25 protein-coding genes and 1 tRNA gene are annotated in these 23,343 nt (G+C 46.9%); 12 read left to right on the top strand and 14 right to left on the bottom strand.

All coding sequences use genetic code 11. From position 1 onward, the window contains the following. The first annotated feature begins 4 nt into the window (after positions 1 to 4). Positions 5 to 1,834, top strand: coding sequence for an acyltransferase family protein (locus tag DUT67_RS19065; protein WP_262983467.1), 1,830 nt, complete (start codon positions 5 to 7; stop codon positions 1,832 to 1,834). Positions 1,835 to 2,442: 608 nt separating this feature from the next. Here the strand turns inward: DUT67_RS19065 and DUT67_RS19060 are convergent. From DUT67_RS19060 to DUT67_RS19035, 6 genes are all read right to left on the bottom strand, one after another. Continuing rightward, positions 2,443 to 3,189, bottom strand: coding sequence for a hypothetical protein (locus tag DUT67_RS19060; RefSeq protein ID WP_113626324.1), 747 nt, complete (start codon positions 3,187 to 3,189; stop codon positions 2,443 to 2,445). A gap of 1 nt (position 3,190) precedes the next feature. Next, a complete protein-coding gene (locus tag DUT67_RS19055; RefSeq protein ID WP_113626323.1) occupies positions 3,191 to 4,114 on the bottom strand; it encodes a tyrosine-type recombinase/integrase in 924 nt (307 codons plus the stop codon). A gap of 9 nt (positions 4,115 to 4,123) precedes the next feature. After that, entirely contained in the window at positions 4,124 to 4,771 is a 648-nt protein-coding gene (locus tag DUT67_RS19050; protein WP_189339494.1) for a hypothetical protein, read from the bottom strand. 21 nt (positions 4,772 to 4,792) lie between these two features. Further along, complete coding sequence (locus DUT67_RS19045; RefSeq protein WP_189339493.1) at positions 4,793 to 5,026, bottom strand: hypothetical protein; 234 nt, start codon at positions 5,024 to 5,026, stop codon at positions 4,793 to 4,795. Positions 5,027 to 5,112: 86 nt separating this feature from the next. After that, the gene (locus tag DUT67_RS19040) at positions 5,113 to 5,355 is read right to left on the bottom strand and encodes a hypothetical protein (protein WP_223254600.1); all 243 of its coding nucleotides are present in this window, start codon (positions 5,353 to 5,355) and stop codon (positions 5,113 to 5,115) included. A 274-nt stretch (positions 5,356 to 5,629) separates the two neighbouring features. Beyond that, a tRNA-Ile gene (locus tag DUT67_RS19035) sits at positions 5,630 to 5,705 on the bottom strand. Positions 5,706 to 5,845: 140 nt separating this feature from the next. Here DUT67_RS19035 and mug point away from each other — a divergent pair. Next, positions 5,846 to 6,349 (top strand): G/U mismatch-specific DNA glycosylase, encoded by a 504-nt coding sequence (gene mug / locus DUT67_RS19030; RefSeq protein WP_113626322.1) that lies wholly within the window; start codon positions 5,846 to 5,848, stop codon positions 6,347 to 6,349. 96 nt (positions 6,350 to 6,445) lie between these two features. On the opposite strand, the gene rpoD is transcribed toward mug, so the two are convergent. The 3 genes from rpoD to rpsU form a co-directional block, all read right to left on the bottom strand. After that, a complete protein-coding gene (rpoD, locus tag DUT67_RS19025) occupies positions 6,446 to 8,281 on the bottom strand; it encodes an RNA polymerase sigma factor RpoD (RefSeq protein WP_048258683.1) in 1,836 nt (611 codons plus the stop codon). 154 nt (positions 8,282 to 8,435) lie between these two features. Then, a complete protein-coding gene (gene dnaG / locus DUT67_RS19020) occupies positions 8,436 to 10,190 on the bottom strand; it encodes a DNA primase (RefSeq protein WP_113626321.1) in 1,755 nt (584 codons plus the stop codon). Between the two features lie 153 nt (positions 10,191 to 10,343). Then, positions 10,344 to 10,559 (bottom strand): 30S ribosomal protein S21, encoded by a 216-nt coding sequence (rpsU, locus tag DUT67_RS19015; protein ID WP_001144069.1) that lies wholly within the window; start codon positions 10,557 to 10,559, stop codon positions 10,344 to 10,346. Between the two features lie 227 nt (positions 10,560 to 10,786). Here rpsU and tsaD point away from each other — a divergent pair, with 227 nt between their 5' ends. Next, entirely contained in the window at positions 10,787 to 11,800 is a 1,014-nt protein-coding gene (gene tsaD / locus DUT67_RS19010) for a tRNA (adenosine(37)-N6)-threonylcarbamoyltransferase complex transferase subunit TsaD (protein WP_113626320.1), read from the top strand. A 100-nt stretch (positions 11,801 to 11,900) separates the two neighbouring features. On the opposite strand, the gene argR is transcribed toward tsaD, so the two are convergent. Next, positions 11,901 to 12,371: a transcriptional regulator ArgR gene (gene argR / locus DUT67_RS19005; protein ID WP_048258687.1), complete on the bottom strand. Its 471-nt coding sequence runs from the start codon at positions 12,369 to 12,371 to the stop codon at positions 11,901 to 11,903. A gap of 469 nt (positions 12,372 to 12,840) precedes the next feature. On the opposite strand from argR, the gene mdh reads away from it, so the two are divergent. Then, positions 12,841 to 13,776, top strand: a complete 936-nt coding sequence (mdh, locus tag DUT67_RS19000; protein WP_048258688.1) for a malate dehydrogenase — start codon at positions 12,841 to 12,843, stop codon at positions 13,774 to 13,776. A gap of 263 nt (positions 13,777 to 14,039) precedes the next feature. Here mdh and DUT67_RS18995 read toward each other — a convergent pair whose 3' ends face one another. Further along, entirely contained in the window at positions 14,040 to 14,303 is a 264-nt protein-coding gene (locus DUT67_RS18995) for a helix-turn-helix transcriptional regulator (RefSeq protein ID WP_005971488.1), read from the bottom strand. A 187-nt stretch (positions 14,304 to 14,490) separates the two neighbouring features. Here DUT67_RS18995 and DUT67_RS18990 point away from each other — a divergent pair, with 187 nt between their 5' ends. Beyond that, positions 14,491 to 14,877: a DNA-binding protein gene (locus DUT67_RS18990; protein ID WP_048258689.1), complete on the top strand. Its 387-nt coding sequence runs from the start codon at positions 14,491 to 14,493 to the stop codon at positions 14,875 to 14,877. Between the two features lie 249 nt (positions 14,878 to 15,126). Continuing rightward, positions 15,127 to 15,501 (top strand): DNA-binding protein, encoded by a 375-nt coding sequence (locus DUT67_RS18985; protein WP_048258690.1) that lies wholly within the window; start codon positions 15,127 to 15,129, stop codon positions 15,499 to 15,501. Positions 15,502 to 15,586: 85 nt separating this feature from the next. On the opposite strand, the gene ispB is transcribed toward DUT67_RS18985, so the two are convergent. Further along, a complete protein-coding gene (ispB, locus tag DUT67_RS18980) occupies positions 15,587 to 16,558 on the bottom strand; it encodes an octaprenyl diphosphate synthase (RefSeq protein WP_113626319.1) in 972 nt (323 codons plus the stop codon). Between the two features lie 256 nt (positions 16,559 to 16,814). On the opposite strand from ispB, the gene rplU reads away from it, so the two are divergent. The 4 genes from rplU (at position 16,815) to cgtA (ending at position 19,888) form a co-directional block, all read left to right on the top strand. After that, positions 16,815 to 17,126, top strand: a complete 312-nt coding sequence (gene rplU / locus DUT67_RS18975; RefSeq protein ID WP_010283026.1) for a 50S ribosomal protein L21 — start codon at positions 16,815 to 16,817, stop codon at positions 17,124 to 17,126. A gap of 18 nt (positions 17,127 to 17,144) precedes the next feature. After that, a complete protein-coding gene (gene rpmA, locus DUT67_RS18970; RefSeq protein WP_005971498.1) occupies positions 17,145 to 17,402 on the top strand; it encodes a 50S ribosomal protein L27 in 258 nt (85 codons plus the stop codon). Between the two features lie 89 nt (positions 17,403 to 17,491). After that, positions 17,492 to 18,454, top strand: coding sequence for a DMT family transporter (locus DUT67_RS18965; protein WP_113626318.1), 963 nt, complete (start codon positions 17,492 to 17,494; stop codon positions 18,452 to 18,454). 261 nt (positions 18,455 to 18,715) lie between these two features. Further along, positions 18,716 to 19,888 (top strand): Obg family GTPase CgtA, encoded by a 1,173-nt coding sequence (gene cgtA, locus DUT67_RS18960; RefSeq protein WP_113626317.1) that lies wholly within the window; start codon positions 18,716 to 18,718, stop codon positions 19,886 to 19,888. Between the two features lie 70 nt (positions 19,889 to 19,958). Here cgtA and dacB read toward each other — a convergent pair whose 3' ends face one another. Next, positions 19,959 to 21,392, bottom strand: a complete 1,434-nt coding sequence (gene dacB / locus DUT67_RS18955; protein WP_048258694.1) for a serine-type D-Ala-D-Ala carboxypeptidase — start codon at positions 21,390 to 21,392, stop codon at positions 19,959 to 19,961. A gap of 268 nt (positions 21,393 to 21,660) precedes the next feature. On the opposite strand from dacB, the gene greA reads away from it, so the two are divergent. Beyond that, positions 21,661 to 22,140 carry a transcription elongation factor GreA gene (greA, locus tag DUT67_RS18950; protein ID WP_113626315.1) on the top strand — a complete coding sequence of 160 codons (480 nt, stop codon included), beginning with the start codon at positions 21,661 to 21,663 and terminating at the stop codon, positions 22,138 to 22,140. Between the two features lie 128 nt (positions 22,141 to 22,268). Here the strand turns inward: greA and yhbY are convergent, their stop codons facing one another. Continuing rightward, on the bottom strand, positions 22,269 to 22,562 hold the full coding sequence (gene yhbY / locus DUT67_RS18945) for a ribosome assembly RNA-binding protein YhbY (protein ID WP_048258696.1): 294 nt from the start codon (positions 22,560 to 22,562) through the stop codon (positions 22,269 to 22,271). Between the two features lie 143 nt (positions 22,563 to 22,705). Here yhbY and rlmE point away from each other — a divergent pair, with 143 nt between their 5' ends. Then, positions 22,706 to 23,335: a 23S rRNA (uridine(2552)-2'-O)-methyltransferase RlmE gene (gene rlmE, locus DUT67_RS18940; RefSeq protein WP_113626314.1), complete on the top strand. Its 630-nt coding sequence runs from the start codon at positions 22,706 to 22,708 to the stop codon at positions 23,333 to 23,335. The last annotated feature ends 8 nt before the right edge of the window (positions 23,336 to 23,343 follow it).

Genomic DNA, 23,343 nt, shown 5'->3' with positions numbered 1-23,343 from the left:
CTTTTTGATTTCCACCATTATTTTCGAGAATCTAGATAAGGGAACATTCAGCTTTTCTGAGTTCTATGCACGCCGTATCAAGCGGATATTTCCCGCCTTGCTACTGGTTTTGACTGTTTCTATTGTATTTGGCTGGTTTGCTTTACTTGCTGATGAGTATAAGCAATTAGGTAAGCATACAATGGCGGGGGTTGGATTTGTTTCCAACTTAGTGCTATGGGGCGAATCTGGCTATTTTGATAATGCCGCAGAAACTAAACCACTTTTGCACTTGTGGAGCTTAGGTATAGAGGAACAATTCTATTTTCTCTGGCCTTTGCTGTGTTGGCTTTTTTGGCGAATGAATTTTCGCCGAATTGCGTTACTACTTAGTTTTATTTTGGCTTCTTTTGTTCTGAATATTTATATGATAAGGAGCGATGGAGTCGCAACGTTTTACTCTCCATTGACCCGATTCTGGGAACTGTTGTTCGGTAGTTTATTGGCGTTTATCGTTCTTTATCACAAGAGCTTTGTCGATAAGTTTCAAAAAAATCAGTTTGTGATAAATGGCTTTTCACTATTTGGTTTTTTGATCTTGGGTTTTGGCTTTTTATCCATCAATAAAGATGCATACTTTCCTGGCTTTTGGGCTCTTATTCCCGTTATTGGTGCTGTTTTAATCATTTTTGCCGGCCCTAATGCGATGCTCAATCGTTTGTTTTTGAGCAATAAGATAGTGGTTTGGTTTGGTTTAATCAGTTTCCCTTTGTACCTATGGCATTGGCCGTTATTGACTTTTTTGAGAATTGTAGAAAGAGGCACGCCAGATCGTTTTTTGCGATTAGCCGCTGTCTTTTTATCGATCTTATTGGCCTGGCTTACGTATAAATTTGTTGAAGGGAAAATAAGAAAATCAAAGGGATATAAATTTGTTGGTACATTGGTTCTTTTAAGTGTTGTACTATTTTTATCTGGTTCTGCTGTTTTTTATAAAGATGGATTTGCAGAACGCAAGGCTGTGACAACGAGTGATTTTACCAAAGAGGTCCAGTATCAGTTTATGGGGCCAATATGGGCCTATACAAAGAATGATATTTGCCTGTCTGAATACCCTTATAAAGATCAGAATACACTCGCTTGGTGGTTCTGCATGAAGAGTGGGACTAAGCCGCCAACGATTCTTCTTTTGGGGAATAGCTACGCAAACCAGCTCTATCCTGGGTTCGCTAAAAATGAAAAATTGAAGCACCAGACTATACTTTCGATAGGAACGTGTGGGGTTGGTTTTGATAACTCTGGTGACGATCCGAGAAGCCCTTGCTATGGCTCCAGGATAACCGATCAAGCAAAATTTATTGATGACATTATCAAGAGAACACCATCCATAAAATTTGTTATTTTAGACGGTCTGTCACGACAGCCGTCTAGCGATGAGATTGCCAGAGTGATTCAACGCATCGACTTCCTTGAAAAACAGGGGGTGAAGGTTATTATTTTTACGCCACACATAAGACCGGGTTTTCATCCAAAGGCCTGCTTTAAATCGCCCCTTAAACAGCATCCAAAGGATTGCTTGGCTTCCTCTGATGTTCGTAGTTCTATTCTGAAAGATTTCAACCCACTGCTCGTGGCGGTTAATAAAACCCACCCCAGCGTGCTTGTTTTTGAACAGAATGATGTATTCTGCGATAGAAAGGACGGTAAATGTTCTTATGTTAAGAATGGCCTTCCATTATATCGTGACGAGGGCCATACCTCAGAATATGCTTCACTGCTGCTTCAGGATTACTTTACTAAGTGGGCATCGAGTCATGTTCCATCGATTCTCGATTCAGCGCCTGCCGACAATTAATAGTGTGAGTACATCTATTTTATTTTCACGCTTTTCTTGAGGTAGTCAGCTTTTCGGCTGGTATTTTCCAGTACCAGCCTATTCAGATATTCACGGGGCGCTTGCTGTTATAATCATACAGAGAGCACCCCGTGGTTTATTTGATTTTACCCCCCGTTCTGAACAGGTAAAAATCCAGTCTTTCTGTCTGGTATTTCCGGTTAAACCCTTCGATAAAAACACTCTGGTTGACTCGATTTGATAAACCTCAAGCCACGCCATTGAAATGGTAATGGCCGATATTGCGAATACTATGATGTGTTTTTCTCAATCGAGAGGCAGGCGAGTTAATGCTAGTGAGTCGTGGGTGAGGTAAAGCGCTGTGATGGTGTTTGCTAACCACGCATCCTGTTTGAAAACACCCTGGAAAAACAAAGGAGTCACGCTATTAACGCAACTCCTTGAATTTGGTGGCCCCTGCTGGACTTGAACCAGCGACCAAGCGATTATGAGAACAATGAACTATCTTTTAAAATCAATGGTTTATTTTATTTTTCAAGTGCTTGGCTGTTGAGTGTTATTGATCAATATTGAACTTTTGAGTCCTAGGGGGACAATAAGGGGGCATGCTAATAAGGAGCAAGATTCTCTTTTGCAAGCCTGAGTAAGTCATTAGGTGTTTGAGAAAAATCAGGCCAATTCTTAAATATTGATATTGACTCTTCAATCTGATGCTTTAATTGTGCTTCTAGAAGAAATCTCCAAGTATTATCAATCCTGTTCTCAAATATAATTCTGTAAGCATCAGCGAATGAAGGAGGCGCCGTGTGGATTATTTTTAAAATTGCGAAGCATAGTATCGCTTCCTGCTTTAATTCTGTAGTGTAATAATTCATTAAGAAACTTTTGGTTTCTGATTTGCATATTTCATCAATCTGATTGTTATCATCGTAATTGACTATATTATAATGTCTTGTTGCTTTTATTATTGTTCGTTTTTTTCTGTCAAACCATTCTTCAAGTTTTATTTCATTGCCATTGGTGTCGGTGATTGTTTTTTTATCTATTGCAGAATTTAATTCACGTAGAAGTAAAGTGAATTCCCTTGTAAATTGCTCGCTTGATAATATACTCATCTGTTCTTTGTTTATTTTTCTTGACTCGTAATTGAAGTATAATATAGCAATTAAACTTGCAAAGGATAAAATGACGCTATACACACCACCAATGTACGAACCAAAATAACCCCAGTCATCATTTTTTGGGGAAAATTTTACGCTCATATTTGATACATATAAAATAATTGGCACTGCGAGTATTACGAGTGCGCTGATAATGAATATGATTGTTTTTTTATTGGTTAAGTTATTTTTCATTCTAATTTTCCAATGGATTGTATTTTAAAGCGTTTTCAAAATGATCAGGTGCAAAATGCGAATAACGCATCGTCATTTTTATATCGGTGTGGCCGAGTATCCTTTGTAACACCAAAATGTTGCCGCTGTTCATCATAAAGTGGCTGGCAAAGGTATGGCGTAGAACGTGGGAAAGTTGGCCGTCTGGTAATTCTATTCCTGTTCTCTGCATCGCTTTACGGAATGCAGAATAACAAGGAGTGAATAACGCACCGTTTGTTTGTGGCAGTGATTCATAAAGTGCCCGGCTAATGGGCACAGTTCTGTTTCGGTTCCCCTTTGTGTTCATGAAGGTAATTCGATACGGCGTGACGTGCACTCGTCGTAGAGATTGTGATTCACTCCATCGCGCGTCGATAGCCAGGCAAATACGCACCACGTCATATAAGCATTCTGAGCGGCTGTTCTGACATTCTTGCAAAAGCAGGTCTATCTGCTCTTTTGTCAGGAAGGACATTTCACTTTCTTCTGTCTTGAATGGGCGCATGGTTTCTAGCGGATTTTCATGTTTACAATGCTCCAGCCGTTTTAACTCATTAAAAACACAAAGGAAGTAGGCCAGTTCTAAATTCATCGTCCTCGGCGAAACTTGCTTAACTCTGGCTGTTCTCGATATCTCGCCCGAAATGCGTTTTTCTCTGTCATCCAGCGTCATGCCGTGCTCATCGAACCACATATAAACCAGTTGTCGCAGCGTCCGGCGATCTTCTTTTCCGTCAAGCCACGGCTTGTTATGTAGGTTTTCAATAACGTGATTTTGATACGCTAGGGCTTCCTCTTTTGTGGAGAACGTCTTGCGAATTCTTTTGCTGGGTTTGCCCTTTGGTTTACCTTCTGGATAGAAATCCAGAAGCCATTTACCGTCTGGGGTTCTCCTTATAGACATAGGAGTTTATTAAAGAGCCTTAATCGAGGAACGGAAAGTTTCACTATTAACACATTCATATCTTGTATTGCCATGATTGAATAATAAATTGTTATTTTCATCTGTGCCGAGATACTTTCCATATACAGTATCTTCGTCGTAAAATTCTGTCCCAATGGGATCTATTCCTAATGTGTCAGATATAAAACTAAATGTTTTCCCTGTAAGTAACCCAACCCCACCCACAGTAGGTTTACCCATCCATGACTGTGTTTGTTTACTTATGGAAAATGGATTATTATTACTTTTTGGCGATGAAATTCTAGATACCTTTGCATCAAGATTCCTGATTAAATCATAAAGAACTGATTCTTGGTCATTTAATTGTACTTTGCTGACTTGTGCCGGTTGAATCCTGAGCAGATTGACGATGGAGTTTATATCATCTTCACTGGCTTCCTCCGTTTCCTTTAGCATCGCCGAGATTTCCTCTATATCACCTAGGACGGTATCAATTCGTAAGGAATCTGAATATTTAACATAACGAAATCCGGTGATATCGAAAGGAGTCTGTGTCATACCATCTGTAATTAGAATCGTTTTTTTATTGAATGCTTGGCGAAGACCTAGTTCGTAAAAAACATTGGCATTCTTTGAGCTTAAATCACAAATAGCCATGTCGCATTCGACAATGTTTTTTTAAATATCAAACATAATCATATGAGAAGCCTTTGCATCATCAGCTCGAATTACTTTATACCCGGCTTTTTCACATGCTGGTTTTATTAAATGGTTATATACACGGGTAAAATGACCAGGGGTGTAATCAGAATGATCAGCTATAGGCATGATCGCAAAACAGGTCTTTTGCTTTTCTTCAGTAGACTCTGTCTGTGGTTTTTCGGTTGAAGCGGTTTTCTTTGGTGTAGTCATTTTAGTTTCCTTACTCAATTCTCATTACGACTCGACCTAATATGGATATATCTTCCAACGCACAATCAAACGCCATACCTACGCCACTAACGCACAGGAATTCGTGTCAGCGTTCTAATGCTTATTTTTTCTTCAATCTCAACCAGCCATTGACTGTCATAAACATCGGCAAACGTTTGATCGATGATGGACTGCGTCTTTTCATCAATGATGCAGGTAGGGTTTTCCGTTAGGGAAAAACCAAGAAGAAAGAGCGCGTTATCTATCATAATATAGCTGGAGTCGAGTAACCGACCATCAATCAGCTGCTTGAATGGAGACTTAATCATATTTAAGGCTTCATCGTCAAACTTCTTGCCTTTGCCAGTGGCTATTCATTCAGAGTTAGCTCCTGTTTCAGCTATACGGTGAACAACGAGATTGACTGGAAAAGTCTGTCTTTTGTATAGCATGGAGAGGTTAATTGCAGAAACATTGAAGTTAATAGGAAATTTTTCTCGATGAACGGGAAAAGTGCATCAACGTCATTCAGGACGGGGCAATTTTTTAACAAAAAAGCCACCGTAAAAGGTGGCTTAATCATATGATTTTAAATCTAAAATATGGTGGCCCCTGCTGGACTTGAACCAGCGACCAAGCGATTATGAGTCGCCTGCTCTAACCACTGAGCTAAGGGGCCGAATGGGCGGTGATTATACGGTAATGTGCAGGGGAAGGTCTATAGCCTATCTGCCGGGTGGTGATTTTATACTCAAGATAGCTTGTTGTTATTCTTATCAGAATTTACGATGGGCGTAGTCAACGGCGGTAGGGAAAGACATGATTACCGATATTCTAGCTATGAACCTTCAGGTTGTTTTCTGCGGTATTAACCCAGGGCTGTCGACGGCCCATCACGGTTACCACTTTGCTAATCCCAATAATCGCTTCTGGAAAGTGATTCATCAGGCGGGTTTTACCGAACGTTTGCTGACACCTGCGGAAGAACAGCATCTGCTGGACACGGGATGCGGCATTACCATGCTGGTGGAGCGTCCAACGGTTGAGGCGACCGAGCTAGGGCGAGATGAGCTGTTGCAAGGCGGGAATGCGATCGTTGAGAAGATGACGTGCTATCAACCGCGTGCGCTGGCCGTGCTAGGGAAACAGGCGTTCAGTCAGGCGTTTGGTATCAAAAAGGTTTCATGGGGGCGTCAGGAGCGGCGTATTGGTGAGACGCAGGTTTGGGTACTGCCGAACCCTAGCGGGCTGAATCGTGCGACGCTGGAGTCGCTGGTGGCGTCATATCAGGAACTGCATCAGGCATTGCAGGATAACGTATAAGCGCGAGCTGAGTATTCTGACAGGCAAAAAATAACCCCAGCGAGCTGGGGTTATTTAGAGAGAAAGCTATTTAGCGTGGATTAGCTGAGAGATTAATTAATCATCCAGGAAGCTACGCAGCACTTCGGAACGGCTTGGGTGGCGCAGTTTACGCAGCGCTTTCGCTTCGATCTGGCGAATACGCTCACGGGTAACGTCAAACTGTTTGCCCACTTCTTCCAGCGTATGGTCGGTGTTCATATCGATACCGAAACGCATGCGCAGGACTTTCGCTTCACGCGCAGTCAGGCCAGCCAGTACGTCGTGTGTCGCAGAACGCAGGCTTTCCGACGTCGCGGAATCCAGCGGCAGCTCCAGCGTCGTATCTTCGATGAAATCGCCCAAATGTGAATCTTCATCATCACCAATCGGGGTTTCCATTGAAATCGGCTCTTTCGCGATCTTCAGCACTTTGCGGATCTTGTCTTCTGGCATCAACATACGTTCAGCCAGCTCTTCCGGCGTTGGCTCGCGACCCATTTCCTGCAACATCTGACGAGAGATACGATTCAGTTTGTTGATCGTCTCAATCATGTGTACCGGAATACGGATAGTACGCGCCTGATCGGCGATAGAACGGGTGATCGCTTGACGGATCCACCAGGTCGCATAGGTCGAGAATTTGTAACCACGGCGATATTCGAACTTATCTACCGCTTTCATCAGACCGATGTTACCTTCCTGAATCAGATCGAGGAACTGCAAACCACGGTTGGTGTATTTCTTCGCGATAGAAATAACCAAACGCAGGTTGGCCTCCACCATTTCTTTCTTGGCGCGGCGAGCTTTCGCTTCACCAATCGACATACGGCGGTTGATGTCTTTAACTTGCTCGATCGTCAGACCGGTTTCTTCTTCGATCTGTTGCAGTTTTTGCAGGCTGCGGGTGACGTCTTCTTCAACATCATTCAGTTTTTCAGACCAAGGTTTGCCCATCGCTACTGCTGCGGCAAACCAGCTGTTGTTGGTTTCATTGCCAGTGAACATCGTGACGAAGTTTTTCTTCGGCATTTTGCACTGTTCAACGCACAACTTAATGATCAAACGTTCCTGAGTACGGACGCGATCCATCATGGAACGCATGCTGTTAACCAGGAAATCAAACTGTTTCGGCACCAGACGGAACTGTTTGAAGACTTCAGACAGATTCAGGATTTCCTGTGCTGCCAGCGCATGGCTACGACCGTGGGCTTTTATCACCTGGCGAGTCGTTTCATACTGCTCACGCAGTTCGGTGAACTTCTCACGTGCCAGCTCAGGATCGATGCTGTTATCGTCTTCTTCTTCTTCCTCGTCTTCTTCCTCGTCGTCATCGTTTATTTCTTCGCTCGAAAGCTCGGAACCGACGTGAGTCGCGGTAGGGGCAATGTCCTCTTCCGCATTAGGATCGACGAAACCGATGATCAGATCGGACAGGCGGCTTTCGCCGGCTTCGACACGATCGTATTGTTCCAGCAGATAGGTAATGGCTTCAGGATACTCCGCGACAGAGCACTGAACCTGATTGATACCGTCTTCAATACGCTTGGCGATATCGATCTCGCCTTCACGCGTCAACAGTTCAACGGTACCCATTTCACGCATGTACATGCGAACCGGATCGGTGGTGCGACCAATTTCCGATTCAACACTGGATAGAACCTGCGCAGCAGCCTCTGCCGCATCTTCATCGGCATCATTGGTGTTTTCGGCTAGCAACAGATCGTCAGCATCCGGTGCTTCTTCCATCACCTGGATGCCCATGTCGTTAATCATCTGGATGATATCTTCGATCTGATCCGAGTCGATGATATCTTCCGGCAGATGGTCATTGACCTCAGCATAGGTCAGGTAGCCTTGCTCCTTACCACGGGTAACAAGCAGCTTCAGCTGTGACTGCGGGTTTTGCTCCATAAGACGGTATCCACACTTCAGAGTATTTGGGTTGGTGTCGGTCAGCGTAGTTCGCTAACAATAGCATTAGGGGTATTTTTCTTATCGCCGCGGCCCCTGCAGCGGCTCTTTGCAGGGATCAACCCTGCTATTTATCGGCAATTAAGCCTCGGTATCAGTGTTTTCTGGTCAACGCCAGTTGCAACGACCAAAGCTCTTTTTTTTCTTTGGCGTTGAGCCCATGCGTTCTGTCACGGGCAATTAATGTTTCTTGTCGCTGTTTCAGCAGTTGATCGTAGAGCTCTGCCAGACTGATTCTGAACTTCTCGTCTAGCTCTTCCTCTTCAATCATATGGTTCCATGAAGCCATGGTTTCAAGCTGTTTGCGGTACGTGCTGTCGCGATATTTTTCCAACAGCAGACCCATATTCATTCCAGGGCTGGCATTACAAGTTTTCACCAAATCCTGAAATAGCGATAAACCGGGAACTTTGTCTTCTTCAATCCCTTCTAGCGCAAGGTCAGGAACCTCTGCAGCCAGTCTCGGGTTTTGTACTAAAAGTCCTACAAGTATACGCATAGTTGTGACTTTTAGTTGTGGCGGCTGGTAGGACTGAGCCTGATCTGCCACTTTGGGCAGCAATCTGTCCAACTGACTGTCGTCCAAAATTCCCAGCTTGTTGCCGAGCTGCTGGCGTAAATACAGCCGCAGCGTTTCTCCCGGTACCTGACCTATCAGCGGCAGTGCCAGCGTGCTGAGCTTGGTACGGCCGTCGGGTGAACTCATATCCACCTGCTGTTGCAGTGTTTCAAACAGGAACTGCGACAGCGGCAGCGCGTGTTCCATGCGCTGCTCAAATACGGCTTTACCTTCTTTACGCACCAGCGTGTCGGGGTCTTCACCGTCCGGCAGGAACATAAAGCGTAGCTGACGACCATCATTCAAATAGGGTAGCGCAGTTTCCAGTGCGCGCCATGCTGCTTCGCGTCCGGCACGGTCGCCGTCGTAACAACACACCACCAGGTCTGTGGCACGAAATAGTAACTGAATGTGATCGGCTGTCGTGGAAGTACCCAGCGAGGCCACCGCATAATCAATTCCAAACTGTGCCAGCGCCACCACATCCATATAGCCCTCAACAACCAACAATCGCTTGAGTTCTGGGTGGTTTTGCTGTGCTTCATACAGGCCGTACAGTTGACGACCTTTATGAAAAATCTCTGTTTCCGGCGAGTTAAGGTACTTTGGGGTACCGTCGCCTAATACGCGTCCACCGAAGGCGATGACTCGACCCCGTTTATCGCGGATGGGGAACATCACACGCTCGCGGAAGCGGTCATACATTCGGCCCTGATCGTTAGTCACCAGCATGCCGGCATCGTTCAATGTGCTGCGATCGTCATTATTGCGGCCAAAGCGCTTTAAAACATTATCCCAGCCGGGCGGAGCGAAACCAATCGCAAAATGGCTGATAACCTCTGCGCTTAAACCGCGCTGTTGCAGATACTGCAACGCTGGTGTTCCGATCGATTGGCTCAGTGCTTGCTGATAGAACCCGCTGAGCTGCCCCATCAATTCGTACAGACTTTGCCGTTGGTGACGCTCTAACTGGGTTGGGCCTGTGCCAGTTTCATAAGGCACTTCGAGGCCGTATTGCGTGGCAAGTTCTTCAATGGTTTCAACGAATTCGAGACGATCGTAATTCATCAAAAAATCAATGGCGTTGCCGTGTGCGCCACAGCCAAAACAGTGATAGAACTGTTTGTCACCGTTTACGGTGAATGAGGGGGTTTTTTCGTGATGGAACGGACAGCACGCATGGTAGTTTTTGCCCTGCTTTTTCAGTTTGACGCGCGCGTCAATGAGATCGACGATGTCGGTGCGAGCCAGCAGGTCATTAATAAATACGCGTGGGATTCGTCCAGCCATAAGCCCCTGGTGTATACCTTTCTGTAACGTGGTTACATTGGATATAGCTTATAAACGACAACAAGCCGCGCTTCCTTTAGGAAAGCACGGCCTTCGTATGCAACTGCTAAGTCTGCGGATTAATCACGCGTTGGAGGGAAACCCTCCTGAAAATTAATACAGACGAGTGCGGCGTGCGTTTTCTCGAGCCAATTTCTTCGCATGACGTTTCACTGCAGAAGCTTTGGCGCGCTTACGTTCGGTCGTTGGTTTTTCATAAAACTCACGACGACGAACTTCAGCCAGAACGCCCGCTTTTTCACAGGAACGTTTGAAGCGACGCAGAGCTACGTCGAACGGCTCGTTTTCACGTACTTTAATTACCGGCATGTGCCTCTCACCTCAATAAATTCGGTTTGCCGCTGGCCTTGTGCCAGCCTTTTCAAAATGGTGCGGAATTCTACTGCAAACGTGACGCCTTTGTAAAGCATTGCGGTGATCATAAAACACCCAACCGCGGCCAGCGCAGAAATCAGGTCGCTTATGGTAGACTATCCGCAGTTTGAAGCAAGCGGCATTTTACGAATGCTCGTATCGTCATCAAAGTAGGAACAGCAATGCGCGTATTGGGTATCGAAACATCCTGTGATGAAACCGGAGTGGCTATTTATGGCACGGAAGTGGGTTTGCTCGCCAATCAGCTATACAGTCAGGTCAAATTACATGCTGATTACGGTGGCGTAGTACCTGAGCTAGCCTCACGCGATCACGTGCGCAAAACGGTTCCTCTGATTCAAGCGGCGCTGCGTGAAGCCGGGTTACAGGCTGACGATATCGATGGTGTGGCTTATACCGCCGGCCCTGGTTTGGTTGGCGCGCTATTGGTGGGCGCGACGGTCGGCAGGTCGTTGGCGTTCGCTTGGGGCGTGCCAGCGGTTCCTGTGCATCATATGGAAGGGCATTTGCTGGCGCCGATGCTGGAAGATAACCCACCAGCGTTCCCCTTCGTGGCGCTGCTGGTTTCTGGTGGTCATACGCAGCTCATCAGCGTGACAGGCATTGGCGAATACCGCTTGCTGGGCGAATCGGTTGACGATGCGGCGGGTGAAGCGTTTGATAAAACGGCGAAGTTGCTGGGATTGGATTATCCCGGTGGTCCAATGCTATCGAAAATGGCGCAGGCAGGTGATTCTCAACGTTTTACATTCCCGCGTCCGATGACCGATCGTCCGGGGTTGGATTTCAGTTTTTCTGGGCTAAAAACGTTTGCTGCCAATACGATTCGTAGCAACGGTGATGACGACCAAACGCGTGCCGATATTGCGCGTGCTTTTGAAGATGCCGTCGTGGATACGCTGGCCATCAAGTGTCGTCGTGCATTGGATGATACGGGCTTTAAACGACTCGTCATGGCCGGTGGTGTGAGCGCAAATCGGACATTGCGCCAGCGCTTAGGTGAAGTAATGGCAAAACGCGGTGGTGAAGTGTTTTATGCGCGTCCCGAATTCTGCACGGATAATGGTGCGATGATTGCCTATGCGGGCAGCGTACGTCTGCTGCATGGCGCAAGCCAGACGCTGGGCGTATCCGTTCGTCCACGTTGGCCGTTGGCTGAATTACCTGCGGTGTAAAAATGCCTGAACGATACTCGCTACGTGTAGCGGCCTACACGTAGCGAGGAAGGCGCAGCAAAGAATTGAGTAACCAAAAAACGGCAGCGGACAAGTGGAATTACAGCTCTTGTTCGAAGAGTACCAGAATCGCTTCGTAAAGCTGTTTGACGCTGAAGCCTCTTGCTGGGGTGGTGAAGATGGTGTCATCACCAGCGATAGTGCCAAGAATCCCTTCTGACTTCCCTAGTGAGTCCAGCAGACGAGCAATGAGCTGTGCGGCACCTGGGCTGGTATGTATGACGACGACCGAGTCGTTGTAGTCAACGTCGAGCACAAGGTTCTTCAGCGGGCTGGATGTGGTAGGGACGCCGAGTTCAGCAGGGAGGCAATACACCATTTCCATTTTTGCATTGCGTGTGCGCACCGCGCCAAATTTCGTTAGCATGCGTGACACTTTGGATTGGTTGATGTTTTCAAATCCTTCGTCTTGCAATGCCTGAACAATCTCACTTTGAGAGCTGAACTTCTCTTCCTTTAACAGCGCTTTGAACGCTTTAACGAGGTCTTCTTGTTTTGTCGAATTTCGCATTCTGCACCGGATTAATTGTTATGGTTAATCTTTCTATTATGCAGTTGTGTGAATTTTTATGCAATTAAATCGCCTATAATTCCAGTCTATTTCCCCATATATGCGCTAGTCGCTGTTTTCAAAAAAATTCATCCTATCGGGTAGTCCGAGAAATGCGTCCTGCGTCACATAAAAGTAAATCAAATGTTATCAGAATGATGTTGTTTGGACGCCATTGATCGGTGTAATGTAGCCCACTGGTTAAACGCACGTGAATGAACACCACGTTATAGCTCAATAGCTTATTAACTTTACTTACCTTTCAAACGAATGATTGTTTTTGATTTATTATTAGAGACATAGCGAATTTTTTGTCTCTCGTTCATTTGTAGAAAAATAAGTAGACTGATTTTATCCCCATTTTTATATTCTGTTTATAACCAAATGAATTCACGGCACTTTTTTATTTTACGATAATAAGGAGTTTAGGATGAAAGTTGCAGTTCTCGGAGCAGCAGGTGGTATCGGTCAGGCACTCGCACTCCTCCTCAAAACCCAGCTTCCTTCAGGTTCAGAACTATCCCTCTACGATATCGCTCCGGTAACGCCGGGTGTTGCCGTCGATCTGAGCCATATTCCTACAGCAGTGAAGATCAAAGGCTATAGCGGTGAAGATGCTAAACCGGCGCTTGTTGGCGCGGATATCGTGCTGATTTCCGCAGGTGTGGCACGTAAACCTGGTATGGATCGTTCCGATCTGTTCAACGTCAATGCTGGCATTGTGCGTAATCTGGTTGAGCAAATTGCGGTTACCTGCCCGAAAGCCTGCATCGGTATCATTACCAACCCAGTGAACACGACCGTTGCCATCGCAGCCGAAGTGCTGAAAAAAGCCGGCGTGTATGACAAAAACAAACTGTTCGGCGTAACCACGCTGGATATCATCCGTTCCAACACGTTCGTTGCTGAGCTGAAAGGCAAACAGCCGCAGGATATTAATGTGCCGGTTATCGGCGGGCACTCTGGCGTGACGATTCTGCCTCTGCTGTCTCAGGTTCCTGGCATTAGCTTCAGCGAGCAGGAAGTGGCCGATCTGACCAAGCGCATTCAGAATGCGGGCACCGAAGTTGTTGAAGCCAAAGCAGGTGGCGGATCGGCAACGTTGTCTATGGGTCAGGCTGCTGCGCGTTTTGGTCTGTCTCTGGTTCGCGCGCTGCAAGGTGAAAGCGGTGTGGTTGAGTGTGCATACGTTGAAAGCGATGGCAAACATGCGCGCTTCTTCGCACAGCCAATTTTATTAGGCAAAGATGGTGTCGCTGAGCGTAAAGATATCGGCGCATTAAGTGCGTTTGAGCAAAACGCACTTAACAGCATGCTGGATACGCTGAAGCAGGATATTGAGTTAGGCGAGACGTTCATCAAGTAATTGATTACCCGTCATACTTCAAGCTGCATGTGCGTTGGCAATACTTGGCTCATTTCTGAGCCTCGCCCTAGAGGGCCGTCGCAAGCGACGTTCAAATTGGCTAAGCCAATTTTTCCTCGCTCACCCCAGTCACTTACTTATGTAAGTGACTGGGGACTCTCTGCGTCGCCGCCTGCCTGCAACTCGAATTATTTAGGGTATTATTGAATGTTAATAATACGCAGAATAAAAAGCCGGAGATGTCTATCTCCGGCTTTTCTTTTTTAATCGGGGCGGATGAGTTTTTTTCTATCGATGAGCTCATTGGTCTCTGGATTGTAGTACCGGCTGGGCCAAATCTCTGATGGATGAATACTCAGCGCATCGGCGATAAGCCATTCTCCCTTGGGCCAAGGGCGTGAGAGCGCGTTGGCTAGCGTAGATGAGCTTAATCCGGCCGCTCGCGATACCGCCGCCAGCGTCGTATTTTTCTTGCGCAGTGCAGCAATGATATCAGCGGGATGCCAGTCTTGTTTCCTTAAAATCATAATCCTTCCCTTATTTGCTATAAGACGACTGTAGATTAGTGGTATAAATAACGGATGTTAGTTATATGCCGAGCTAACATGACATTATTATTTGGAAATAATATAGCATTAATTTTTCTTAAAATTCTCAATTAATTTCCAAATAAGCGCGTTTTTGTTAGGGATGGCACTATCAGGATGAATGGCAATGAAAAAAGAGTGGTTTGCTACCAGCGAATTGGTTGGAGTCGGCGGCCTTCCGAAATCAAGACAAGGATTAAATAAGCGCGCCCGCGAGGATGGATGGGAGAAACGCCGCCGTAAAGGCGTCCAGGGAAGAGGAGTGGAATACTCAATTCATAGCTTGCCGGATACGGTAAAAAAGTCCCTATTACTCGAAAACGAGCCTTCCGCCTACTCGGCGAAACAGCCTGCGGCACTAGCCGTATGGATGCAGATTTATCAGCAACTATCTGAAAAAGAAAGAGATGAGCTAATCGCTTATATTTTGCGAATCGGTGTGTCCGCCACACTGAGCCAGTTAGGTATTACGCCGTCGGATGAGGAACCACTCTCATCAATGGTGATTGACTGATTCGCTGCTGACGATCTCTCCGAACGTTAATCATCAGCGATGAAAAGAAGCTGTATTTTCTTTTGTTTTGTCGCATTTTTTTTAGCTGCGGTGTTTGGGCATCGCGCTAGATTTCATCATTTCTTCTATGTCTTAGGTGTGTCGGTAACGTGTAAGGGTTAGCAGTTTAGGTAATTATAGTCTATTATATGGAAACTTTTGGGCGAGTTGACGTAATGCCTGTTCAAAACAAACAAGGGAGTGACGAGTATGGACAAAGAATGGTTTGCAACAAGTGAGCTGGTTGGCGTAGGTGGATTGCCTAAATCACCGCAGGGGCTGAACAAACGGGCGCGTGACGACGGTTGGGAAAAGCGCAGGCGGAAAGGGGTTCAAGGGCGTGGCGTCGAGTACTCCATTCGCAGTTTGCCGAATGAAGTCAGGCATTCTCTGTTAGTGAAAGAGAATCCGCCAACAGAATATTATCGTATTGATAATGAGCCGACCCTGCTGTCGTCATGGGTGCATATTTTCCATCAGCTATCCGTTGATGAGCGAGCCCGACTGATTAATTTCATCTTGCGTGAAGGAACAATAGCGATGTTGTCTCGACTGGATGATGTCACGCTCGATCAAACCGCCTAGTCTGTCGAGCGAGTAGCGCTGCAAGGCAGCGCTACTTAGGCCGAATCTGAATCAACGATCTTGTCAGATAAAATCCCACACCACGTTAGAAATCGCGCTGTACTGCCAAGTGGGCGAGGCCTTCAAGCGCCATGCGGTATGGTGTTTCTGGTAGATGCTGTAGTGCGCTGATTGCTTTATCAGCCTCTTCTTCAGCACGCTGACGCGTATAATCAAGCGAACCACATTGTTGCATCGCGGCAAGAACCGGTTCCAGCAAATGACGTCCGTTTCCTTCTTCAATCGCCTTACGAATCAGCGAGCTCTGTTCCGCATTACCTTTACGCATGGCATGCAACAGTGGCAGCGTTGGTTTGCCTTCATTGAGATCATCGCCCGTGTTTTTGCCTAGCGTTTTACCGTCAGCACTGTAGTCAAGCAGATCGTCAATTAACTGGAACGCGGTGCCCAGATAGCGGCCATAGTCCTGAAGTGCTTTTTCTTGCTCTGGCGTAGCGCTCGCAAGGATGGATGAAGATTGCGCTGCGGCTTCAAATAAACGCGCTGTTTTGCTGTAAATGACGCGCATATAACTTTCTTCGGTGATATCCGGGTCGTTGCAATTCATTAACTGCAAGACTTCTCCTTCAGCAATCACGTTGACTGCTTCTGACATCAGTGCCAGCACGCGTAAGGATTCGAGGCTGGTCATCATCTGGAAGGCGCGGGTATAGATGAAATCACCAACCAGCACGCTCGCTGCGTTGCCAAAGGCCGCATTTGCTGTCGCTTTACCTCGGCGCATGTCAGATTCATCTACCACATCATCATGCAGCAGCGTTGCGGTATGGATAAATTCGATCAGTGCGGCGACAGTGACGTGTTTATCACCGTTATAGGCAAGGGCTCTAGCTGCAAGCACAGCAATCATTGGACGTATACGTTTCCCGCCACCGCTGATGATGTAATGACCAAGCTGGTTGATCAAAACGACGTCGGAATTCAGTTGTTCAAGAATGACTTTATTAACAGCAGCCATATCCTGCGCGGTTAATGTTGTAATTTGTTCTAGGTTCATGGTTTGTGCCAACGTATGTCTTCAACACTGCCGTAAGATTACTGTTGCATATCGGCAAGACGAAACTGATAGAGCCGATTGTACTTGAAAAATGAGAGAGATAAACGGCAGTTCATTCGTTGTATTCTTTTTCTTCACATCCGTTGATTATGCACTTGTCATCCTCAGTATTTTTGCGTAGAATTCGCGCCCTATTATGAATATTTATAGCGCGCTCTGAAACCTATTAATGGGTGCGCGGAAAGCGGAGTTTTATATGTACGCAGTTTTCCAAAGTGGTGGTAAACAACACCGAGTAAGCGAAGGGCAAACCGTTCGCTTGGAAAAGCTGGACATCGCAACTGGTGAAGCCGTTGAGTTTGACCAAGTTCTGATGGTTGCCAATGGTGAAGAAATCAAAATCGGCGTTCCTTTCGTCGATGGCGGTAAAATCAAAGCTGAAGTTGTTGCTCATGGTCGTGGCGAAAAAGTGAAGATCGTTAAGTTCCGTCGCCGTAAACACTACCGTAAGCAAGCAGGCCACCGTCAGTGGTTCACTGACGTGAAAATTACCGGCATCAGCGCTTAAGACTAGGAGAGCGGATAAATGGCACACAAGAAAGCTGGCGGTTCAACCCGCAACGGTCGTGATTCTAACGCACAACGTCTGGGCGTAAAACGTTTTGGCGGCGAAAGTGTACTGGCTGGCAACATCATCGTTCGTCAACGTGGCACCAAATTCCACGCAGGAACTAACGTTGGTTGCGGGAAAGACCATACTCTGTTTGCTTTGACTGACGGTAAAGTTCAGTTTGAAGTTAAAGGCCCGAAAAACCGTAAATTTATCAGCATCGTTGCTGAATAATTTTCCGCGTTAGGTCTTACGGATTTAAGCCCCGCAATTCTTTGCGGGGCTTTTTACATTCTGATTCTGAGTAAGCCATCTGGATAAGTATGAATACTAAACAACAGACGGGTATCGGTCTTTGTCTGGCGCTTACCACGGCTGTTTGCTGGGGGGCGTTGCCGATAGCTATGAAACAGGTTCTGGTGGTTATGGAACCTTATACGATTGTTTGGTACCGCTTTCTTATCGCATCGATTGGACTTGGTATTATTCTTTCATCCCGTAAGAAGTTACCGCCAATGCGAGTTTTCCGTCATCGGCGTTGGTGGGTTCTGTTGCTGATTGCGACGGCGGGGTTATTAGCCAATTTTGTTTTCTTTAGCTCATCTCTGCAATATCTGAGTCCGACTGCGTCTCAGGTTATTGGACAGCTTTCCCCGGTTGGTATGATGTTCGCCAGCGTACTTATCCTGAAGGAAAAGATGCGTGGCACGCAGATCATTGGTGCAATTATGCTGATCTGCGGTCTGATTCTATTTTTTAACACCAGCCTGATTGAGATTTTTACTCGTCTAACAGACTACACGCTGGGTGTGCTGCTTGGCGTTTGCGCCTCGGCAGTATGGGTATCCTATGGTGTGGCGCAGAAAGTCCTGTTACGGCGTCTGACATCGCAGCAGATTCTGTTTCTGCTCTATGTTCTGTGTGTGGTCTTTATTACGCCTTTTGCCAAACCTGACGTTATTCTCCAGCTCAGCGGGTGGCAGCTTATCTGCCTACTATTCTGCGGTGCGAATACATTGATTGGGTATGGCGCGTTAGCGGAGGCGATGGCTCGCTGGCAAGCGTCACAAGTTAGCGCGGTTATTACGTTGACGCCGCTGTTTACACTGTTGTTTTCTGATTTACTTGCGTTGGGGTGGCCGAGCCTTTTTGCTGCGCCAGTGCTGAACTGGATTGGCTATGTTGGCGCGTTTGTCGTCGTTGCTGGCGCTATGTTCTCTGCTATCGGACATCGTTTCCTTCCCGGAAAAAAAGAACCAGTTTCACCGTTGATGGCGCAAAAGTAGATTAAGAAAAGCGTATTGCGGTAGGTCACCTGCCATTTTTTGACATTCTGCATGCGTTGTTTATTTTTAATACAGATGAAATTATTGGAGCAGGCAGGTACAATCCTGCTCCTTTGCTGGAATGCGTTCTGGTGCGTCATTTTTTTAATGGTGAGTAGAAATACGCTACATGCCGTAAAATCAAAACGTTACGCCAAAGAGAACCAATAACAAGCCTAAAACACGTAGATATTCTCTATTGGTTTTTTGCGGAGAGAATCAATGAAGTTTGTAGATGAAGCCACAATTCTCATTGTGGCGGGCGATGGTGGTAACGGTTGTATCAGCTTTCGCCGTGAAAAATATATTCCCAACGGTGGCCCAGACGGCGGTGATGGTGGTGACGGCGGTGACGTTTATCTGCTGGCAGACGAAAACCTGAACACGTTGATCGACTACCGTTTTGAGAAATCCTTCCGCGCTGAGCGTGGACAAAACGGGCAAAGCCGTGATTGTACGGGCAAGCGCGGTAAAGATATTACGATTAAAGTTCCTGTTGGGACTCGTGTTCTTGATCAGGGAACCGGCGAAGTACTGGGTGATATGACACGCCACCAACAGAGCCTGATGGTCGGGAAAGGCGGCTGGCATGGCTTGGGGAACTCGCGTTTTAAATCATCCGTCAACCGTGCCCCCCGTCAGAAAACCAACGGTACAAAGGGCGAAGAACGTGAACTGACGCTGGAGCTGTTGCTGCTTGCCGACGTGGGAATGCTCGGCCTGCCTAATGCCGGTAAATCGACCTTTATCCGTGCAGTATCAGCGGCGAAGCCGAAAGTGGCCGATTATCCGTTTACCACACTGGTACCTAGCCTTGGCGTGGTCCGTATGGATAGCGAGCAGAGCTTTGTTGTGGCGGATATCCCTGGTTTGATCGAAGGCGCATCCGAAGGTGCAGGGCTGGGTATTCGTTTCCTGAAGCACCTTGAACGCTGCCGTGTGTTACTGCATTTGGTTGATCTGGCGCCGATCGATGAGTCAGACCCGATTGAAAATGCCAAGATTATTATCAACGAGTTAGAGCAGTATGGCGCTGGTTTGGCAGACAAACCGCGTTGGCTGGTTTTCAACAAGGTTGACTTGATCGATAAGGCTGAAGCAGAAAAACGTGCCAAAGAGATTGCGGCTGCGCTTGGCTGGGATGATAAATATTATCTGATTTCTGCGGCAAACCGTGAAGGTGTCACCCCACTTTGCTGGGACGTGATGAACTTCCTGAACGCCAATCCGAAAATAACAGCGATTGCTGAAAGTGCACCGGAAAAAGTTGAATTCATGTGGGATGATTATCACCGTGAACAGCTGGCTGAAGTAGAAAAAGAAGCCGAAGAAGAGTGGGATGATGATTGGGACGATGAAGATGATGAAGGCGTTGAGATTATCTATCAAAAGTAATCCATTCTTCAGCTAGTCAATTCTCGCCTATCGCGGCCTTACCCTGTCAGGGTAAGGCCGTATTTTTATGCTAGTTGCTCTGATAAATATCTTTGTAGAGACGGCTTTCAAATCTCACCAGAGGGACGCGACGTTCTCGCTGGTCTTCTGGTGGTACGGCATAGCCGGACAGGAACTGAACGAAGGCCATGCGCTGGCCGCTTGCGGTGGTAATGAAGCCCGCCAGATTGTATACGCCCTGTAACGCCCCTGTCTTAGCCGAGACTTTGCCATCTACGCCAGCTTCGTGCAGGCCGCCACGATAACGCAGCGTACCGTCATAACCGGCAAGTGGGAGCATCGTGATGTAATTCAGCTCATTATCATGCTGCGCGATGTACTGTAATACCTGCATCATCGTTTCCGGTGAAATCAGGTTGTGTCGTGACAGGCCTGAGCCATCGACAACAATACTGTTTCCTAAATCCACACCCGCTTTCTGACGCAGAATCTGGCGCACTGCGTCGGCACCAGCACGCCATGTTCCCGGTATGCTAAAGCGTTCATGCCCGATAGTACGAAAAACCGTATCGGCAATCATATTGTCCGATTTTTTTAGCATGATAGTGAGTAGGTCGTGTAGTGGAGCTGATTGCGTCTGGGCCAGCACGCTTCCCGCTGGACCAGGCTGAGTCTGGCGACGAAGGCTGCCTTTAATGCGGATATCCGCCTGCTGGAGTTCATCTTTAACGATAGCGCCAGCATAGCTGGCTCCATCCTGAATCGCGAACGCCAGCGGAAGTGGTTCTGTGCGCTGAGTCAGGCAGCCAGTGAGCGTAAAGCGGTTCAATTCTCCAGGGACCACGTCCAGTTCGCAGTACTGGGCATCAGGGGAGCCTTTAGCCAGCGTGCGTACCTCGCTGAACATCTGCACTGGATAATAGGATGCAACGCGGATAAATGCGTTATCACCCGCTTTAGGTGCGCTGTAGAGTGAGACGGAAAAGCAGTTACGATCGACAATCGCTGCACCCGGCGGTGCGCTGAAACACTGTGTCATATCGTTCCAGGGCCAACCCGGTGCTTTATCATGGCTGGCAAAAACGGAAGTATCGATCAGCACATCGCCTGCGATTTCCCGTATTCCTCGTTTCCTTAATTCCTGCACCATATTCCGTATTTGTTGGCGCTTCAGGGTTGGGTCGCCGCCAAACCGTACGATCAGGTTGCCGTTCAGAATACCGCTGGTTACGGGGCCATGGCTCTCCATCGTGGTGATGAATCGATAATCTGGACCCAGTTGCAGTAATGCTGCTAATGCGGTTATCACCTTTTGCGTACTGGCAGGTAGCGCCATTTGCTGGCTATTGAAGGCCATGCTGGGTGTTGTCGCGCCAACTTTTTGTACCAATAACGCCAAATTGGCGCCATCAGGCAAATATTGACGATGATCTTCAACAGAAGCTGCATTGGCATGCAGAACAAAAGCGCAGGCAAGTCCGGTAACAATCGATGAAAAACGCATAATCTCAGCTAAGAACGGGGTAACGTGTGGTCATACTACGGCGCAATAAGGTCTAAAGTAAACGATGACCCTCATTGAACTCTGGGGTAAAATACGTATCAAAATGCAAAACCGCTACTAGCCTGGAAATTTTGTTCCGGGGCTGGTTGCTTTTGTTTTATGTCCAGTGAGGACTGGGACGTTGCAGAGACTCCGTCGCCTTTGATTTTTAGCGCGTCAGGATGACGATTATTTGAGTCTTACGGACTTTTTTAGAGGTATAGACAATATGAAACAATTTCCGATGACGTTGCGTGGCGCTGAAAAATTGCGCGAAGAGCTTGACCACCTGAAATCTGTACGCCGACCTGAAATTATTGCGGCGATTGCCGAAGCACGTGAGCACGGCGATCTGAAAGAAAATGCAGAATATCATGCTGCACGCGAGCAGCAGGGCTTCTGTGAAGGGCGAATTCAAGACATTGAAGCCAAACTGTCTAACGCTCAGGTTATCGATGTCACGAAAATGGCCGCTAACAACGGGCGCGTCATTTTTGGTGCAACCGTGAAGGTGATGAATCTCGATAATGATGAAGAGCAAACCTACCGGATTGTTGGCGATGACGAAGCGGATTTTAAGCAGAATCTGATTTCTGTTAACTCTCCGATCGCGCGTGGTCTGATCGGCAAAGAACAAGATGACGTTGTGGTCATTCGTACACCGGGCGGCGATGTGGAATACGAAGTACTGAAGGTCGAATATCTATAAATTTTGCCGAATTGTTGATTTAAACAGCAAAAATTGTAAAGAAAAGAAAAAGGCCGCTTGCGGCCTTTTCTCTAACCGAGAGGCATGGCACCTTTCCGTTAAAACCGAGTATCCTGAAATAAAAAGTGTTATCGTGGTAACACAATTTTACGTTCTTTCGCAGGACGGTAGAGCACCAACGTATGGCCGATGACCTGGACGTTAGCGGCACTCGTTTCACGAACAATCGCTTCAACAATCAAGGCTTTGGTTTCACGATCTTCTGTCGCTACTTTTATCTTGATCAGTTCGTGATGCGATAATGCTTGTTCGATCTCAGCCAGAACACCTTCGGTGAGACCGTTATTGCCTAGCATGACAACCGGTTTTAGCGGATGTGCCAAGCCTTTCAGGTGTTGTTTTTGTTTATTACTTAGGTTCATTGTCTTTTTTACTTAGGTTGGGATTGAAAACGGTTCATTCTACCGCCATCTCATGATTATAACCAATTTGACTGTTCTGATTGGTAATATGTGAGAAGTTTCTCCCCACCACGAGCGTGTTACTGAGAATAGTTGGAAAATCGATGGCGAATAAAAAGCGTTCTGCAAGCTCCAGTCGCTGGTTGCAGGAACACTTTAGCGATAAATATGTGCTGCAGGCCCAGAAAAAAGGGCTGCGCTCACGTGCTTGGTTTAAACTTGACGAAATACAGCAGAGCGACAAACTGTTTAAACCTGGGATGACGGTTGTAGATTTAGGCGCTGCACCTGGCGGCTGGTCACAGTATGTGGTCACGCAAATTGGTGGAAATGGTCGAATTATCGCGTGTGATATTTTACCGATGGATCCGATTGTTGGCGTCGATTTCCTGCAAGGGGACTTTCGTGATGAACTGGTCCTCAAAGCCTTGCTCGAAAGGGTTGGCGATAGCAAAGTTCAGGTGGTGATGTCTGACATGGCCCCTAACATGAGTGGTACACCAGCCGTTGATATTCCGAAGTCGATGTATCTGGTTGAATTAGCACTTGGTATGTGTCGGGATGTATTAGCGCCAGGCGGAAGTTTCCTGGTGAAAGTGTTTCAGGGAGAAGGCTTTGATGAATACCTGCGGGAAATTCGCTCCCTGTTTACGAAGGTGAAAATTCGTAAACCAGACGCCTCACGTGCCCGGTCTCGTGAAGTGTATATTGTAGCGACAGGGCGCAAACTGTAGTACCCTAA

Source organism: Pectobacterium peruviense, assembly GCF_003312355.2.
In the GTDB taxonomy this organism is placed as follows: domain Bacteria; phylum Pseudomonadota; class Gammaproteobacteria; order Enterobacterales; family Enterobacteriaceae; genus Pectobacterium; species Pectobacterium peruviense.
This window is presented reverse-complemented; position numbering and strand designations above follow the sequence as displayed.

Excerpts from the sequence above, each read along its gene's own strand:
- DUT67_RS18965 (WP_113626318.1), top strand. The coding sequence starts at position 17,492 with ATGAATACTAAACAACAGACGGGTATCGGTCTTTGTCTGGCGCTTACC.
- DUT67_RS19055 (WP_113626323.1), bottom strand. The coding sequence starts at position 4,114 with ATGTCTATAAGGAGAACCCCAGACGGTAAATGGCTTCTGGATTTCTAT.
- dnaG (WP_113626321.1), bottom strand. The coding sequence starts at position 10,190 with ATGGCTGGACGAATCCCACGCGTATTTATTAATGACCTGCTGGCTCGC.
- DUT67_RS19060 (WP_113626324.1), bottom strand. The coding sequence starts at position 3,189 with ATGAAAAATAACTTAACCAATAAAAAAACAATCATATTCATTATCAGC.
- tsaD (WP_113626320.1), top strand. The coding sequence starts at position 10,787 with ATGCGCGTATTGGGTATCGAAACATCCTGTGATGAAACCGGAGTGGCT.
- rplU (WP_010283026.1), top strand. The coding sequence starts at position 16,815 with ATGTACGCAGTTTTCCAAAGTGGTGGTAAACAACACCGAGTAAGCGAA.
- rpoD (WP_048258683.1), bottom strand. The coding sequence starts at position 8,281 with ATGGAGCAAAACCCGCAGTCACAGCTGAAGCTGCTTGTTACCCGTGGT.
- cgtA (WP_113626317.1), top strand. The coding sequence starts at position 18,716 with ATGAAGTTTGTAGATGAAGCCACAATTCTCATTGTGGCGGGCGATGGT.
- rlmE (WP_113626314.1), top strand. The coding sequence starts at position 22,706 with ATGGCGAATAAAAAGCGTTCTGCAAGCTCCAGTCGCTGGTTGCAGGAA.
- greA (WP_113626315.1), top strand. The coding sequence starts at position 21,661 with ATGAAACAATTTCCGATGACGTTGCGTGGCGCTGAAAAATTGCGCGAA.
- dacB (WP_048258694.1), bottom strand. The coding sequence starts at position 21,392 with ATGCGTTTTTCATCGATTGTTACCGGACTTGCCTGCGCTTTTGTTCTG.
- DUT67_RS19050 (WP_189339494.1), bottom strand. The coding sequence starts at position 4,771 with ATGGCTATTTGTGATTTAAGCTCAAAGAATGCCAATGTTTTTTACGAA.
- DUT67_RS19045 (WP_189339493.1), bottom strand. The coding sequence starts at position 5,026 with ATGACTACACCAAAGAAAACCGCTTCAACCGAAAAACCACAGACAGAG.
- yhbY (WP_048258696.1), bottom strand. The coding sequence starts at position 22,562 with ATGAACCTAAGTAATAAACAAAAACAACACCTGAAAGGCTTGGCACAT.
- DUT67_RS19040 (WP_223254600.1), bottom strand. The coding sequence starts at position 5,355 with ATGATTAAGTCTCCATTCAAGCAGCTGATTGATGGTCGGTTACTCGAC.
- rpsU (WP_001144069.1), bottom strand. The coding sequence starts at position 10,559 with ATGCCGGTAATTAAAGTACGTGAAAACGAGCCGTTCGACGTAGCTCTG.
- mdh (WP_048258688.1), top strand. The coding sequence starts at position 12,841 with ATGAAAGTTGCAGTTCTCGGAGCAGCAGGTGGTATCGGTCAGGCACTC.
- DUT67_RS18995 (WP_005971488.1), bottom strand. The coding sequence starts at position 14,303 with ATGATTTTAAGGAAACAAGACTGGCATCCCGCTGATATCATTGCTGCA.
- argR (WP_048258687.1), bottom strand. The coding sequence starts at position 12,371 with ATGCGAAATTCGACAAAACAAGAAGACCTCGTTAAAGCGTTCAAAGCG.
- DUT67_RS18990 (WP_048258689.1), top strand. The coding sequence starts at position 14,491 with ATGAAAAAAGAGTGGTTTGCTACCAGCGAATTGGTTGGAGTCGGCGGC.
- mug (WP_113626322.1), top strand. The coding sequence starts at position 5,846 with ATGATTACCGATATTCTAGCTATGAACCTTCAGGTTGTTTTCTGCGGT.
- ispB (WP_113626319.1), bottom strand. The coding sequence starts at position 16,558 with ATGAACCTAGAACAAATTACAACATTAACCGCGCAGGATATGGCTGCT.
- DUT67_RS18985 (WP_048258690.1), top strand. The coding sequence starts at position 15,127 with ATGGACAAAGAATGGTTTGCAACAAGTGAGCTGGTTGGCGTAGGTGGA.
- rpmA (WP_005971498.1), top strand. The coding sequence starts at position 17,145 with ATGGCACACAAGAAAGCTGGCGGTTCAACCCGCAACGGTCGTGATTCT.